Source organism: Photorhabdus stackebrandtii (assembly GCF_011189495.1).
Lineage (GTDB): Bacteria > Pseudomonadota > Gammaproteobacteria > Enterobacterales > Enterobacteriaceae > Photorhabdus > Photorhabdus khanii.
In genome coordinates this window covers 48,961-64,385 of the sequence record NZ_PUJV01000018.1, presented here as the reverse complement: position 1 = coordinate 64,385, position 15,425 = coordinate 48,961, and the positions used below count along the sequence as shown (strand labels likewise).

At 42.9% G+C, this 15,425-nt stretch carries 13 protein-coding genes; 6 read left to right on the top strand and 7 right to left on the bottom strand.

The features are described 5' to 3' along the window. Positions 1-47 precede the first annotated feature (47 nt). Positions 48-962 carry a DMT family transporter gene (locus tag C5470_RS15055; RefSeq protein ID WP_036843220.1) on the top strand — a complete coding sequence of 305 codons (915 nt, stop codon included), beginning with the start codon at positions 48-50 and terminating at the stop codon, positions 960-962. Here C5470_RS15055 and C5470_RS15050 read toward each other — a convergent pair. Both C5470_RS15050 and tctD read right to left on the bottom strand, forming a co-directional pair. Beyond that, positions 943-2,364: a sensor histidine kinase gene (locus C5470_RS15050; protein WP_166290380.1), complete on the bottom strand. Its 1,422-nt coding sequence runs from the start codon at positions 2,362-2,364 to the stop codon at positions 943-945. The genes C5470_RS15055 and C5470_RS15050 overlap by 20 nt on opposite strands. Further along, on the bottom strand, positions 2,361-3,029 hold the full coding sequence (tctD, locus tag C5470_RS15045; protein ID WP_036843218.1) for a transcriptional regulator TctD: 669 nt from the start codon (positions 3,027-3,029) through the stop codon (positions 2,361-2,363). Before tctD ends, C5470_RS15050 begins: the two co-directional genes overlap by 4 nt. 971 nt (positions 3,030-4,000) lie before the next feature. On the opposite strand from tctD, the gene C5470_RS15035 reads away from it, so the two are divergent. The 3 genes from C5470_RS15035 to C5470_RS15025 are packed head-to-tail and all read left to right on the top strand — an operon-like array spanning position 4,001 to position 6,958. Continuing rightward, positions 4,001-4,981, top strand: coding sequence for a Bug family tripartite tricarboxylate transporter substrate binding protein (locus C5470_RS15035; protein ID WP_166290378.1), 981 nt, complete (start codon positions 4,001-4,003; stop codon positions 4,979-4,981). A gap of 13 nt (positions 4,982-4,994) precedes the next feature. After that, on the top strand, positions 4,995-5,426 hold the full coding sequence (locus C5470_RS15030; RefSeq protein ID WP_166290376.1) for a tripartite tricarboxylate transporter TctB family protein: 432 nt from the start codon (positions 4,995-4,997) through the stop codon (positions 5,424-5,426). Between the two features lie 11 nt (positions 5,427-5,437). After that, entirely contained in the window at positions 5,438-6,958 is a 1,521-nt protein-coding gene (locus C5470_RS15025) for a tripartite tricarboxylate transporter permease (RefSeq protein WP_166290374.1), read from the top strand. Positions 6,959-7,415: 457 nt separating this feature from the next. Here C5470_RS15025 and fabB read toward each other — a convergent pair whose 3' ends face one another. Then, a complete protein-coding gene (fabB, locus tag C5470_RS15020; RefSeq protein ID WP_166290372.1) occupies positions 7,416-8,630 on the bottom strand; it encodes a beta-ketoacyl-ACP synthase I in 1,215 nt (404 codons plus the stop codon). A gap of 605 nt (positions 8,631-9,235) precedes the next feature. Between fabB and C5470_RS15015 the strand changes: the two genes are divergently transcribed. Both C5470_RS15015 and mnmC read left to right on the top strand, forming a co-directional pair. Further along, positions 9,236-9,781: a hypothetical protein gene (locus C5470_RS15015; protein ID WP_166290370.1), complete on the top strand. Its 546-nt coding sequence runs from the start codon at positions 9,236-9,238 to the stop codon at positions 9,779-9,781. Positions 9,782-10,278: 497 nt separating this feature from the next. Beyond that, positions 10,279-12,321, top strand: coding sequence for a bifunctional tRNA (5-methylaminomethyl-2-thiouridine)(34)-methyltransferase MnmC2/FAD-dependent 5-carboxymethylaminomethyl-2-thiouridine(34) oxidoreductase MnmC1 (gene mnmC / locus C5470_RS15010; RefSeq protein WP_166290368.1), 2,043 nt, complete (start codon positions 10,279-10,281; stop codon positions 12,319-12,321). Between the two features lie 161 nt (positions 12,322-12,482). On the opposite strand, the gene C5470_RS15000 is transcribed toward mnmC, so the two are convergent. The 4 genes from C5470_RS15000 to aroC form a co-directional block, all read right to left on the bottom strand. After that, a complete protein-coding gene (locus tag C5470_RS15000) occupies positions 12,483-12,761 on the bottom strand; it encodes a YfcL family protein (protein ID WP_036838273.1) in 279 nt (92 codons plus the stop codon). Positions 12,762-12,782: 21 nt separating this feature from the next. Continuing rightward, positions 12,783-13,334, bottom strand: coding sequence for an elongation factor P hydroxylase (locus C5470_RS14995; RefSeq protein WP_166290366.1), 552 nt, complete (start codon positions 13,332-13,334; stop codon positions 12,783-12,785). A 22-nt stretch (positions 13,335-13,356) separates the two neighbouring features. After that, positions 13,357-14,157, bottom strand: coding sequence for a sulfite exporter TauE/SafE family protein (locus C5470_RS14990; RefSeq protein WP_166290364.1), 801 nt, complete (start codon positions 14,155-14,157; stop codon positions 13,357-13,359). Positions 14,158-14,244: 87 nt separating this feature from the next. Then, positions 14,245-15,330 carry a chorismate synthase gene (gene aroC, locus C5470_RS14985; RefSeq protein WP_166290362.1) on the bottom strand — a complete coding sequence of 362 codons (1,086 nt, stop codon included), beginning with the start codon at positions 15,328-15,330 and terminating at the stop codon, positions 14,245-14,247. Between the last annotated feature and the right edge of the window lie 95 nt (positions 15,331-15,425).

The following is a 15,425-nucleotide window of genomic DNA, read 5'->3' as shown; positions in this document are numbered from 1 at the left end:
CACCATTAGACTAAACACTCATTTTTATCTCAATGCGACTCATCTATATGAATATGATTTTCCCGCTTCTGGCAGTCCTGATTTGGTCAATTAATGCCGTGGTGAGTAAAGCCTCCGCTACAGCAATTGATCCAGCTGCAATCTCTTTTTATCGCTGGTTCCTGGCCTTTCTCGCATTAACTCCCTTTGTTGTGCTGCCTGTTATTCGCCAATGGAAAACAATCTGTCAATATTGGTGGAAGTTATTAATTCTTGGTGCACTTGGTATGGTACTTTACCAAAGCCTGGCCTATTACGCTGCACACAGTATCAGTGCAACATTTATGGGAATTTTTAGCTCATTGATTCCTCTTTTGACTGTTGTCATCAGTATATTTGTTTTACGTGTTGTCCCCACTGTTGGTATTGCTCTTGGTACTGTGCTATCGCTGTTTGGTTTAGTCTGGTTAGTCAGTACCGGTGATCCCATGTCATTGTTGCAACACGGTTTAGGCCGCGGTGAATTAATGATGTTGATTGCTTCCACCTCCTACGCACTCTATGGCGTATTAACCAAACACTGGTCTATTCCATTGCCAAACTGGCAATCCCTGTATGTGCAGATTACTTTTGGTGTCCTGTTATTACTGCCAAATTTCTTGTTGACCGACGATGTTCAATTGAATGCCAACAATATCTCGTTAGTCTTATTCGCCGGTATTCCCGCCTCTATCCTTGCCCCTTATTTATGGATACAAGGTGTCATAAAACTTGGTGCTAATACTACTGCCATATTTATGAATTTGACGCCAATATTTACAACGATTATCGCTATTCTGGTTCTGCACGAAAAAATTCACAGTTACCATCTGATCGGTGGCGGCATAACACTATTAGGTGTCGTACTGGCACAACAATTACGTGCTCCTCTTTTTGGCCGTAAAACAGAAAAACCGCAGAAAACTAATCATCAGAAAGCCTGAAAGGAATTCTTACTAATAAGCCGCCTAGTGTTTCACTGGGCAGTAATTGTGGATGAGTACCATGATAAAGACTAATGTCTTTTACCAGAGCTAATCCCAGCCCTGCCCCTTCATGCCCCGCAGCATTATCAAGACGATTAAAAGCCATCAGTGACAAATTGACTTCTTCTTCAGCAATCCCCGGCCCACTGTCATCCACTTCCAAATAACAATATGTCTTACAAGGGCTGAGAATAATTCTGGAAGTCACCATTCCGCCCTCCGGCGTATATTTAATTGCATTGTCTAATAAGTTGGCGCACATTTCTGTCAGTAATACAGGTTCGCCTTTTATCCACTGAGTATTTTCTCCTTCATAACCCAAATCAATATATTTACTTTCAGCCTGTTGCAAACGAGAAAAACATGCCTGTTGCAACAATTCGACTAAATTGACCGGCTTATAATCTTGAACCGCTTCCTTTTCATGCGCTTTTAAACGAGAGAGTTGTAATAAACGGTCTGTCAGAGAAATCGTATTATCCAACGTGCTATCAATGGCCCGTAAACTCTCTTTCCATTGTTCAGGATCTTGGCTGGCAAGCGCGACCGCTACCTGGGTTTTTAATACCGTTAACGGTGTTCTGAGTTGATGAGAAGCATCCGCACTGAATCTTTTCTGCCGACTAACCATCAGTTTCAACCGCTCTATATAGCGATTAAGTGCATGTAATAACGGAGAAAGTTCTGACCACGGCAACATATCCGGTAACGGAGTCAGATCATTAGCGGGGCGACGAACCATGACACCAGAAAGTTTATGTAGTGGTTTGAGTAATTGTTTCAACAGAAAATAAGCCAGAATCAGCGTCAGCCCGACAACGGCTCCCTGACTCAGCAAAGAAGATATTAATAATTGTTGCGCAAGGTAATGACGGGAAGCCACTGTTTCAGCAACCAGTATTAACGCCATTCCCATCATTCCACCTTCATTGATCGGCTGATAAAATGCAGCAACCCGAATAGGCTGCCCATGATATTCCGCATCATAAAAATAGACCAACGCAGTGTATAAATTGGAACGCGGTGTATATCCAGGTATCAATGGCAAATCGTCATAACCAGAAATTGTTTTCCCTTCAGGAGATAACACCTGATAGAACAGCCGATCATTCATATTTCGCTCAAAACTATCCAGAACCACATAAGGCACATCAACAATTAACTGCTTATTCTTAACTGTCAACCGTTCTGCCACGGTTCGGGCTGATGCCAGTAAAGTACGATCATAAGCCAATGTAGCCGCATTTTTTGCACTGAAATAATGGGTATAAACAGATAGACCGCCTAACAAAAACAGCGGAACGCCAAAAAACAAGAGTAACTGATGAAACAGTGACTTCGGCACTTTGAATAATTTCATCCGTTCTGGCACTCCAGACGATAACCTAATCCCCGTAATGTACTGATCCCTACACTGCTACCTGATAGTTTTTTCCGAACCCGATGTACATAAAGTTCAATACTTTGTGGATTCGCCTCATCTGACAGTGCAAATACTTGTTCAAAGAGCTGTTGTTTAGAAACCGGCCTTCCCCGACGATGGAACAGTGTTGTCAAAACAGAGAGTTCCCGCGGTGTCAAAGCCAGTGGCTCATCGCCCAAAATAAAATAACCTTCATCCTGATAAACCAGGGAGCCAAATGTCGGAGTCTCCTGAGAAATATTTGCACTACGCCGAAGTAATGCCCGGATACGCGCTTCTAATTCCTGTAAATCAAAAGGTTTAGTCAAATAATCATCAGCGCCAGAATTAAGCCCTTTGACCCGATCAGAAACATCAGCCTTAGCCGTCAATAATAATACCGGCAGATTTTGTCCCCGCTTACGCAAACGAACTAACAGAGAAAGGCCATCCAACCTTGGCAAAGAAACATCCAGAATCAACAATGCATAATTTTCTGTCTGCAATAATTGATCGGCAACGATGCCATCACTGGCAACATCTACAGCAAACCCTGCACTACTCAGTGCTTTTTGCAGCCAATGCAATAATTCAGGGTGGTCTTCCACTAATAATAAGCGCATATTTTAAATATCTAATCGATTAATATAATTACAAACATAACTATTTTCCCAATTTATATTACTGCTTGTAATATTCTGAAAAATAGTCGGACATTTAGAATCTATCTTACTTAACCCATTTTATTTACCGTTCAGCGCCATTCATTCCAGAATATAGGTGCTATAATTAACATAACTCAGTCCAACGAGTGATTTTTTGCGATTATTCAGATCGCAAAAACCAGATTAAGTTCCTTTCGAGTGATCTACTGTTTTGAAACGCTATTTAAGCCAGAAAAGCGAAATAATCCCTCATATAGGAGAAGTCACATGCCACACATTGAGCCAGATGAAACACAAGAATGTACCATTTGTTTAGAAAATAACGACAAGCCCTTTTACCAACTCAGTTGTAATCACGGCAGCCCCGAAAGCCATCCAATGCACACGGAATGTTTAAAGCAATTCTTCCAATCTCAAGTTGACTCAAATAGTGTCCCTGGAATAGCTTACGTGACATGCCCTTGCTGCCGACAAAATCCAGCACCACTTAACATCGATGAAATTATGCGCTCCTAGCAATCAATTAAATTAAGTATGAAGATGTAAAGCCATTAAACAGCCGCCCATAATGCGGCTGTTTCGATTAGGATTTTTGCTTTATATCTTCATCCACATTAGGTGCAAGTTACGGCTATTTTTACCAAAAACCACACCACCTTCGAACAATTTCTCTTTGAGCTGCCTAACACCAAACAAAGCAACATCAGCACCACGAGAAACTTACAACAAACCAAAACAAAAAAGAAAGTCTGTTGCCATTTGTTAACTCATTAATGCGAAACGCTACGCAAATTAAGCGATTGAAATCACATATCAACAACTTTTCTTGTTAATGAAAGGTAAATGAAAGGTTTTGTTATTATCAATTAAGTCAACCAGATCTGTTTTATGGTGGCTATATCTTACACGGGTATCAATGGAACAACTAAATGAAAACTATAATAATCAAAATGTTAGCGGCAACCGTTTTACTATTTAGCGCAAGCAGTGTTTTTGCTGCCGACGCACCTGGCAGAACTGAATGTATTGCCCCGGCAAAACCGGGTGGCGGGTTTGATCTGACTTGCAAGCTGGTACAGGTTTCGTTACTGGATACGAAAGAGATTAGTAAACCTATGCGTGTCACCTTTATGCCCGGCGGTGTTGGTGCTGTCGCTTACAACGCTATCGTGGCACAGCGGCCTGCTGAGGCGGGAACTATCGTTGCCTTTTCCGGTGGCTCTTTGCTCAATTTGTCTCAAGGAAAATTTGGCCGCTACAACGTTAATGATGTTCGCTGGCTGGCAAGTGTTGGCACTGATTTTGGCATGATTGCTGTCCGTGCTGATTCTCCTTATAAGACCTTGAATGATTTGATGAATGCTTTCAAAGATAATCCCACCAGCATTGTGTTTGGTGCCGGCGCTTCTATCGGCAGTCAAGACTGGATGAAAACAGCACTGCTGGCAAAAGAGGTTGGTATTGATCCTCACAAAATGCGTTATGTCGCTTTTGAGGGAGGTGGTGAACCTGTCACTGCTCTGCTGGGTAATCATATTCAGGCTGTCTCCGGCGATCTGAGCGAGATGGTGCCTTACCTGAATGGAGACAAAATCCGTGTTTTGGCTGTTTATGCCGATAAACGGCTGGAAGGTGATTTAGCCAATATCCCTACTGCCAAAGAGCAAGGCTATGACCTGGTATGGCCGATTATCCGCGGATTTTATATGGGGCCCAAAGTCTCCGATGAAGCGTATCAGTGGTGGGTTGATACTTTTAATAAATTACAACAAACAGATGCTTTTAAAAAGCAGCGTGATATCCGTGGATTGTTCGAATTCAATATGACCGGCAAGGAACTGGACAGCTATGTGAAAAAACAGGTTGAACAGTATCGTGAACAAGCCAAAGCTTTCGGCTTAGCCAAATAACAGGGCAATTATCATGAGCGATCGTATCTTCGCGGCTGTCTGGTTAGTACTCTGTACCATCGGTATGGTTATTGGTTGGGGGATCCAGAGTGAATACACTTATGAACCCCTGGGGCCCAGACCTTTTCCGATGATTATTCTGTCTTTGATGGCTCTCTGTGCTTTATTGCTGCTCTTCAAAAAACCAGAACAGAACAACTGGCCTGACGCATCGGTTATTCGTCGCCTGATGATACTGATTGTCTCTTTGGTTATTTATGGCTGGGCATTTGAATGGCTGGGTTTTCCTCTGGCTACCGCTCTGCTGACATTCAGTATCGCCCTGTTATTTAACGCGACACTGCCTGCTGCAACCATCTCCGGGGTGTTCCTTGGTGCCACGCTCTATTTCGCCTTTGATCGCTTACTCGATGTAACCTTGCCGCTCGGCAACTGGCTCAACTGACGGAGAATCTTATGGAAACCTGGATGTATCTCAGTCAGGGTTTTGAAGTTGCAATGGTGCCGCAAAACCTGATTATTGCTTTAATTGGCTGTTTTGTCGGTACGATTGTTGGCCTGTTACCGGGGCTTGGGCCGATTAATGGTGTTGCGATTCTTCTGCCACTGGCTTTTGCGTTAAAACTGCCTGCTGAATCGGCTCTGATCTTATTAGCAACTGTTTATATCGGCTGTGAGTATGGTGGGCGTATATCGTCAATTCTGCTGAATGTTCCCGGCGATGCCGCCGCCATTATGACCGCACTGGATGGTTATCCGATGGCGAAACAAGGCCGTGCGGGTGTGGCGTTATCTATTTCCGCGGTCAGTTCTTTCTGTGGTTCTTTGCTGTCAATTTTCGGCATTATTTTGTTTGCTCCATTACTGGCGCAGTGGTCATTGGCTTTCGGCCCTGCTGAATATTTTGCACTAATGGTTTTTGCTATTGCCTGTCTGGGTAGCATGATGAGTCAGAATCCGCTGAAATCACTATTAGCGGCACTGATAGGATTGGGTCTGGCAACTGTCGGAGTAGACGCCAACACCGGGGTTTACCGTTTTACTTTCGACAACGTTCATCTGTCAGATGGTATTCAGTTTATTGTTGTAGTGATAGGACTGTTCTCTGTCAGCGAAATTCTGCTGATGCTAGAGAATACATCAACCGGCCAAACTATTATCCGCAAAACAGGCCGTTTGTTGTTTAACCGCAAGGAAGCGGCTGAATGCGCCATGCCAACGATCAGGTCATCTTTTATCGGTTTCTTTGTCGGTATTTTGCCAGGTGCAGGGGCAACAATTGCCAGCGCAATTACCTATATGACCGAGAAAAAGATCAGTGGAAACAGCGATTCATTTGGTAAAGGTGATATTCGTGGCGTTGCGGCACCGGAAGCGGCTAATAACGCTTCGGCCTGTGGCTCCTTTATTCCAATGCTAACATTAGGCGTTCCAGGTTCAGGCACCACTGCCGTTATGATGGGTGCATTAACGCTCTATAACATTACGCCGGGTCCGGGAATGTTTACTGAGCAACCGGATATTGTGTGGGGATTAATTGCAGCATTACTGATTGCCAATATTATCCTGCTGATTATGAATATCCCAATGATAGGTCTATTCACCCGGATGTTAACTATTCCGTTATGGTTCCTTGTCCCTGCCATTGCTACCGTTTCGGCCGTTGGTGTATATGCCGTACATAGCACGACATTTGATCTGCTATTAATGATAGGGCTAGGCGTTTTCGGTTACATTCTGAGGAAAATGAACTTTCCCATGTCGCCATTAATTCTCGGTTTCGTACTGGGAGAAATGCTGGAACAAAATTTACGTCGCGCACTTTCTATTAGTAATGGAGAATTTGGTATTCTGTGGAACAGTGTAATTGCTCAAAGTTTATTAGTATTGGCAGTATTGGTTTTGATTATTCCGCCAATATTACGCATTATCCGTAAACGCTGTACTCAGCAAATGGTGACTGAAACTAAAACCTGATAAGCAAAAGCCCATAATTATCATCAAAAAATTATGGGCTTTTGTTACTAACGAGGAGATAACAATACACATCACATTAATATTATATTTCACAAAAAATTAGAATCCAGCAAAATGGACTTTCATTGATATTTAACCTCAAATTTTTACCGAACCCATGAGTCAAAATTCTTGATTCACTGTTAAATAATCACTAAATAATAACGAACATGCAATATCATTAACAATTGCAGACGATCTTCTTCTTTAACCCCATATATTCTGAAGGCCTCTCCGAGTGTGTGATTAGTAGGATCAGGAAACAGAATAATGGTGATACGGACAGCGCACATAAACTGAAGTGTATAATTAATACACGTAGTACACGAGGTTGACTCGTTTCGCTCACTCTGGTCGCCTAAAATGCGCCAAAAGTTATTGCTTTTATCTGAGCACTGTCCAAACCTGACGAGGAGAATTACCCCAAATACTTGCTCATCACCAGGGAAGCATTCGTACCACCAAAACCAAAACTGTTGGACATTACTGTATTCAACTTTTGTTCGGTAGGTTTCGTAATGATATTCATGCCCGCCGCTTTATCATCAAGATCTTCAATGTTAATACTCGGTGCAATAAAACTATGTTCTAACATCAGCAGACTATAAATCGCTTCATGTACACCAGCAGCACCCAATGAATGGCCTGTCATCGCTTTTGTTGCAGAAATTGCCGGTGTTGTATCACCAAAGACTTCCCTGATAGCCTCCAACTCTTTCAAATCACCCGCTGGAGTGGAAGTACCATGCGTATTCACATAGTCAATAGAATCTTTCACACCTTGCAACGCCATGTTCATACAACGAACTGCACCTTCACCAGATGGAACCACCATATCTGCACCATCAGATGTTGCACCATACCCAACAATTTCAGCGTATATGTGTGCGCCGCGTGCTAATGCATGTTCCAATTCTTCAACAACAACGATACCGCCACCGCCAGCAATAACAAAACCATCACGGTTTTTATCATAAGTACGGGAAGCTTGTTCAGGAGTTTCGTTATATCTCGTTGAAAGTGCACCCATTGCATCAAATTCACAGCTCATTTCCCAGCACAGCTCTTCACCACCACCGGCAAAAACAACATCCTGTTTTCCCAACTGAATAAGTTCAGCCGCATGACCAATACAATGAGCCGAGGTAGAACAAGCAGAACTGATAGAGTAGTTTACTCCTTTGATTTTAAAAGGGGTTGCAAGGCAAGCTGACACACCGGAAGCCATCGCACGGGTCACCATATAAGGCCCTACGCCACGCAGACCACGAGAACGCATACCATCAGCAGCAGCCACCTGGTTATGTGGAGAACCACCACCAGAACCCACAACTAATCCACTGCGAATATGAGAAACCTGATCATCAGTCAGGCCAGAATCTTTAATTGCTTCATCCATTGCCAGATAAGCATAAACAGAAGCATCACTCATGAAACGCTGAATTTTTCGGTCTATTAACCCTGTAGTATCCAGTTTTACATTACCCCAGACGTGACTTCTCATTTTCATCTCTTTGAATTCTTCGGAAAAAGTTATCCCGGAGCGGCCTTCTTTCAGAGATGCCAGTACTTCTTTCTGGTTATTACCAATGCTGGAGACAATACCCAATCCAGTGATCACTGCACGCTTCATTAAATACCTCATTAAAATATGTTTATCTGCGGGATCTCTATCAATGCTAACAGCACTTTAGCGTACACTTGTACGCCGAACAAGTCCGATCAGGATAAAATTACGAAGAAAAATTCATCCATCGAAAGATCCTGATATATTTTCTGGTCAAAACAACAACTAACCTACATAGAACGTGGCATAAACTATTTAGATAGCAATGGATGACAATAAATTTCAGGCACTCCATGCAACACACCTGAATTTATCAGGCAACTGAATAATGATTAATAAGTTTAATTTATATAGAGACGACTATATCTGTTATTTTTATTACGTTTTCTTCTAATTAGAAACAAGTTTAATAACAGCTGCTATAACCATGAATAGAATTTTTATGAAAAGAACCGGACCTTATGTTATCTTACTAACAGAATGACTTAAATTCTCCAAACTTACAGTAACAAACATTTTGAAATAGAAAATTTTCTGACTTTATTAGTAATAAAGCCATTATTCACACACAAAATGATTGTAATGATATTATGTCATATAAAATGGTCGGTTCATTGTAAGACCTAAGTGAGTTAGAGCACTTCCACCCACTAACTTTATGGGGGTTAATAATGAGAGGACTGGGTTATCTTCTATTAAGCGTTGGTATTGTATGGATATTAGTAGCTTTTAATATGGATACAAATATCTCATCACAATACGGCAACAAAATTAACAATATTAGATTGGTTGTGTCACAACAGAACCATATCCTAATTGGAGCATTCATCACACTTTATGGGCTAATTATGATTATATCCAGTAAAAATCAGCGGTTATTAGAGTCTATATACAAGAGCCATGATAAGGATATTTCTGGATTAAACTCAGAGAAAACATTCATACGAGCACCTATACCAAATTCAGATTACCTAAAGCAGGCTAATAATCACCGCTATTACGATTTTATCGATAAAGACTCAAATGTCCTTAAAAAAAGAGTAGCTGAATTTTGTAAGTTATGCTCATCTTATATTGAAGAAGTCAATCACAAAAACGGTGATAAAGCAGCCGCCAAGAGAAAAGTGATATCAATGATTGATATGATTTCTTCACACTTAAAGGAAGCACAATCAAAGGAATTCAAAAAACTGTGTAAATTTTATATTCCTTTATAAACTTAAACCCCGCTTTGTTGAACTGCACCCTAAAAGTTGGATACTAACTGATTAAGGTGCAGTTTTTCAGATAATATTCTTTTTATAACTAAAGTGGGATCCCAACCTGAGTTTTATGAAGTTTTCACTGTTGTTTTTACCACTTTTAACACCTGATTTTTATTAAGTTTAATCATCATGGCATATTGTATTTTACATTTAATCAACGTTAATCATATTCGCTTTTTATCTTTACTGATACTGTTTTACTGGCAATTCTGAATAATTTTTATAAGTCACCCTCCTTTATTTTATCTTCATAAATCAACCCGTAAATGGCCTGATGGTATAAAGATACCATTTTATGTTTTTTCAGATAATATTTTCTTTTTCTCGGCGATTTTCATCAGCACCAGCCTTCTGGTTTATGGGTTTCCAATCTCTTCTCCTATCAGGTGGCACATTAAGCTTAACACCGTTAAAATCACGTTATTATCAGTAACATTGCAGGCATTACCGTGAAAAACTCTGCCATCTGTACCGCAACCCTGAGTTGGAATGATCAGGGTACTCCGGTTTCAGCTCAATTCGACGACGTTTATTTTTCAAATCAGGATGGATTGGAAGAAACCCGTTATGTATTCCTTAACGGCAACCGCTTTCCCCAACGATTCAGCTCACATTCCCGTACCAACTGTGTCATAGCAGAAACAGGTTTCGGAACAGGCTTGAATTTTCTGACACTATGGCAATCATTTAATGCATTTCGGCAGCAAAATCCTGATGCCCCATTGAAACATCTGCATTTCATTAGTTTCGAGAAATACCCACTGAAAACCAGTGACTTACAGACAGCTCATCAACGCTGGCCTGAGCTTGACATTTTTTCGCAGCAGCTCTGCCAGCAATGGCCTCAACCGTTGGCTGGCTGCCATCGGCTAATTATGGCAAATGGAACGGTCACACTGGATTTATGGTTTGGTGACGTCAATGATCTGTTGCCAATAATGGATTCCAGCCTCTACGGTAAAATAGATGCCTGGTTTTTAGATGGCTTCGCGCCTGCAAAAAACCCACAAATGTGGAGCGAACAACTGTTTGCCACAATGGCACAATTTGCCCGCCTAGACGGCACCTTTGCCACCTTCACTTCTGCCGGTATCGTCCGTCGTGGTTTACAACAAGCAGGTTTTAGTGTCAGTAAAGTAAAAGGATTTGGTCGCAAAAGAGAAATGCTAACTGGAGTTCTGACAGCGCAAAAATATCAGTCATTGCCCACACCGTGGTTTGCCCGTCCAGCGGCAAGCCACACAGATGATATCGCGATTATCGGCGGTGGTATTGCCGGTATTCTCACCGCTCTTGCGCTACTGCGCCGTGGAGCACAAGTTACGCTTTATTGTCAGGATGAATTTCCGGCACAAGGTGCGTCCGGTAATCGTCAGGGAGCGCTCTACCCGTTACTTAACGGTAATAGTAATGGGCTCGAAAAATTCTTTACATCTGCATTTACTTTTGCCCGCCGTCAGTATGATCAGCTATCCGCTCAGGGAGTTCGTTTTGGTCATCAATGGTGTGGTGTCAGCCAGTTTGTTTATGATGAAAAAAGTAGCAGGAAAATTGAAAAAATTCTGGCAACAGAATGGCCGGATGAAATCGCTGTCGGTATGAACCGCCACCAATTAAGTGAAGAATGTGGACTGGATATTAATCACCACGGTATTCACTATCCACGAGGCGGGTGGCTATGCCCAGCCGAATTGACCAAAGCGGCAACAGAATTAGCACAACAGCAAGGGATGCTCTGTTTCTTCAATCATGAAATTACCGATCTTGACCGTAGCGAAAATGGTTGGCAACTGCATTTGATACATCAAGGACAACGCTTAAACACGCATCATAAAACGGTTGTGATTGCCAACGGTCATCATCTGCCCCAGTTTAAACAAACTGAAAAATTGCCGGTTACCGCCGTGCGTGGTCAGGTCAGTCATATTCCAACCACAGCAGAGCTGAGTAAGTTGAAAAATGTGCTTTGCTATGATGGCTATATGACACCAGCTAATCCAACCAATCAGTACCACTGCATCGGGGCCAGTTATCAGCGCCATCGGCTTGATAGCGAATATTCTGAAACAGAACAACAAGAGAATCGTGAGCGATTACTGAAATGTTTACCCGATGCCGAATGGGTAAGCCAGGTTGATATTTCTGCCGGAAAATCTCGCCAAGGTATTCGCTGCGTTATTCGTGACCATATGCCAATGGTGGGAAATGTGCCTAATCTCAATGAAATAATGGCAAATTATCAGAATCTATCAGAACAAATCCGCACAGGGAACCCTGTCGCAGATGCCCCCTGTTATTCCAATCTGTTTGTTATTGGAGCATTAGGTTCCCGTGGGTTATGCTCTGCCCCACTCAGTGCAGAAATCCTTGCAGGGCAAATCTTTGATGAACCATTGCCACTGGATAATGAAACACTGGCAGCCCTTCATCCAAACCGTTTTTGGATCAGAAAGCTACTGAAAGGCCGCGAAGTTAAAACCGAAAAACCATAAGGAATTGTACCGCTCAGGAATTGATTAACAGGAAACTTCGTGCTCGTTCTTGAATGGAAGGAAACAGCCAGGGCTGATTTGTTGGCGATTATTGATTACATATCCGATGACAATTCCTACCAGCCCAACAACTGTTCGTTTTTCCTATTGCTTTAATCAATTCATTGAGTTTTAGCATTATCCAGCAGACGCTGCCAGGTATGGAGAACCAGAATCTGATCCGGTGGTGCCAATTCTCCTGCTTTAATCGCATTTTGGATACTTTCTTCAACACGATCATGAAGCTGTTCAGCCGTATGAGCGCCTTCCTGTTCCAATTCTGCCACCGCCAAAGTGAGATGCCCGCGGAGATAGCCACCAGCAAATAATTCATCATCACTGGCATGATCTACCATGTCATCAATTTGCGCCAAAATACGCGTTTCAAACTCAGCGAGCATCATCTTTCCTTAAATTCAATTTCAATCTGCGAATATATCTTCCGGGTAAGGAAAATGTTCCACTTTCAATGGGGGCGTATTGTAGAACGATTGTAGTCCCTGAATAAAGCACTCCGCTCTTGCCGGTATTCCCTGCGCTAAATAGTTCATGATTTGAGCATGAACTTTACGCTGAAAAGCCAGCCTATCAGGTTCAAAATCCCCTTCAAGGTTGTCACAACTGATATTGAACGGAAAACCCGCAGCGGTACAAAATATCCAATCAAGCGCCTGAGGCTTAATTTCTACTTTCTCAAATTCACTTTGCGTCTGTGCATCACGCCCATCAGGGCAATACCAATAGCCAAAATCCACCCGTTTCCGACGCTCTTTACCCGCAATGCACCAATGGGCAATCTCATGTAACGCACTGGCATAGAAGCCATGAGCAAATACAATCTGGTTATAAGGAATGTCTTCATCTGCCGGCAAGTAAATAGGTTCGTTATCACCTTTTACCAGACGTGTATTGTATTCATCACCAAAACAGCGATTAAAAATATCTATAAGTTGTTGATAGTTATGCATTGTCATGAATTAAAAACAAAATCCTGAATCAGAAATAAAACGCCAGCCAGGTACGGATCGTATCTCCGTGATTATCATCCAATAACTTAATACTCATCAAAAAAGAGATAGTCACTATCATAGGGCGAATAAGTTTTTGACCATGTGTTAAAACCAAACGTGCGCCCAGCCGTGCACCGATTACCTGCCCTGCCAGCATAACAAGACCCAATACCCACAAAACCTGACCACCAAGGATAAACAGCACCAGTGAACCCATGTTAGAGGCAAAGTTCAGTACTTTGGCATGAGCGGTGGATTTCGCCAGGTTATAGCCGCACAGGGTAACATAAGCTAACGCATAAAATGAGCCAACACCGGGACCAAATACGCCATCGTATAAACCCAATCCACCCCCGATAAGACAGGCGAATGCCACTGGAGCCAGACGACGATGGCAATCTTCCTTGCCTATCGTTGGAGTCAACAAGAAGTAAAGGCCAATAACGATAACCAGAACCGGTAATAGCTGGCGGAGAAAATCGGGTTTGATAAACTGGACAATCATCGCTCCCGCCATTGAACCAAACAATGTCATTAGTATGGCAAAGCGCTGAGACTTGAGATCAACCGCACCATAACGGACAAAATAGAGGCTGGCAGAGAAAGACCCCCCCACTGCCTGCAATTTGTTTGTCGCCAGCGCCTGCACAGGCGAGACGCCGACTGATAGTAACGCAGGGATGGTCAGTAAACCGCCACCGCCAGAAATCGAGTCGATAAATCCAGCGATTATCGCAACCAGAAAGAGCAGACCATAAATTTCCGCCCCTGATAATAACCAATCCATATTTTATCCCATCAAAAGAAACCGCTTATCCGTATCCAGCTACCCATTTCAATATCCGGGATTTCAAGGCTAGCTTCATCTGCCTAATCACCAACGCGGAAGACTGGATTCAACATCCGCGCACTGTGCTTTCTGGCGTAACAGGTGATCCATCAGAACAATAGCCATCATGGCTTCTGCAATCGGTACCGCCCGGATACCAACACAAGGATCATGGCGACCACGGGTTACCATTTCAACCTCTTCACCCTGACGGTTAATCGTTTTACCCGGCACCATGATGCTGGAAGTGGGTTTCAACGCAATATGAGCAACAATTGGCTGGCTGCTGCTGATCCCCCCCAGAATTCCACCCGCATGATTACTGGTGAAACCCTGAGCCGTAATTTCATCCCTGTTTTCACTGCCACGCAGATCAATAACGCCAAAACCTTCACCAATTTCTACGCCTTTTACTGCGTTAATACTCATCAGCGCATGAGCGATATCAGCATCAAGGCGGTCGAAAACAGGTTCTCCCAATCCGGCTGGCACATTTTCCGCCACAACCGTCACTTTCGCACCAATAGAGTCACCCGCTTTTTTCAGCTCACGCATCAGGGCATCAAGTTGTTCAAGTTTGGTTTCATCAGGACTGAAAAATGGGTTTTGTTCCACCTGTTCCCAATCTTTTAATTCGCAATGGATATTACCCATCTGACTCAAACAGGCACGGACACGAATACCATACTTATCCAGCAAATACTTTTTCGCTATCGCACCTGCCGCAACCCGCATTGCCGTTTCACGGGCAGAAGAACGGCCACCACCACGATAGTCGCGGATACCATATTTCTGTTCATAAGTGTAATCAGCATGTCCCGGACGGAACACGTCTTTAATCGCACTGTAATCCTGAGAACGTTGATCAGTATTTTCAATCAGTAAACCGATACTGGTACCGGTCGTTACCCCTTCAAATACACCGGAAAGAATGCGAACCTGATCCGGCTCACGGCGTTGCGTTGTATAACGGGACGTTCCCGGACGGCGCCTGTCTAAATCAATTTGCAAATCCGCTTCTGTGATTGTGATACCCGGCGGCACACCATCAACGATGCATCCCAAGGCCAAACCGTGAGATTCACCAAAGGTGGTGACCCGGAAAAACTGCCCGATACTATTTCCAGCCATCCCAGTTCCTTCCTGTTAGTTGTTCTTTTATTTAATGTTTATTTAGCTCGATATTTAACTCTGCAAGTTCTGCATTAATAACCGCAGCGACAACC

Bases quoted from the DNA above. Each gene is read 5' to 3' on its own strand.
- C5470_RS15055 (WP_036843220.1), top strand. From the start codon at position 48: ATGAATATGATTTTCCCGCTTCTGGCAGTCCTGATTTGGTCAATTAAT.
- C5470_RS15050 (WP_166290380.1), bottom strand. From the start codon at position 2,364: ATGAAATTATTCAAAGTGCCGAAGTCACTGTTTCATCAGTTACTCTTG.
- tctD (WP_036843218.1), bottom strand. From the start codon at position 3,029: ATGCGCTTATTATTAGTGGAAGACCACCCTGAATTATTGCATTGGCTG.
- C5470_RS15035 (WP_166290378.1), top strand. From the start codon at position 4,001: ATGAAAACTATAATAATCAAAATGTTAGCGGCAACCGTTTTACTATTT.
- C5470_RS15030 (WP_166290376.1), top strand. From the start codon at position 4,995: ATGAGCGATCGTATCTTCGCGGCTGTCTGGTTAGTACTCTGTACCATC.
- C5470_RS15025 (WP_166290374.1), top strand. From the start codon at position 5,438: ATGGAAACCTGGATGTATCTCAGTCAGGGTTTTGAAGTTGCAATGGTG.
- fabB (WP_166290372.1), bottom strand. From the start codon at position 8,630: ATGAAGCGTGCAGTGATCACTGGATTGGGTATTGTCTCCAGCATTGGT.
- C5470_RS15015 (WP_166290370.1), top strand. From the start codon at position 9,236: ATGAGAGGACTGGGTTATCTTCTATTAAGCGTTGGTATTGTATGGATA.
- C5470_RS15000 (WP_036838273.1), bottom strand. From the start codon at position 12,761: ATGCTCGCTGAGTTTGAAACGCGTATTTTGGCGCAAATTGATGACATG.
- C5470_RS14995 (WP_166290366.1), bottom strand. From the start codon at position 13,334: ATGACAATGCATAACTATCAACAACTTATAGATATTTTTAATCGCTGT.
- C5470_RS14990 (WP_166290364.1), bottom strand. From the start codon at position 14,157: ATGGATTGGTTATTATCAGGGGCGGAAATTTATGGTCTGCTCTTTCTG.
- aroC (WP_166290362.1), bottom strand. From the start codon at position 15,330: ATGGCTGGAAATAGTATCGGGCAGTTTTTCCGGGTCACCACCTTTGGT.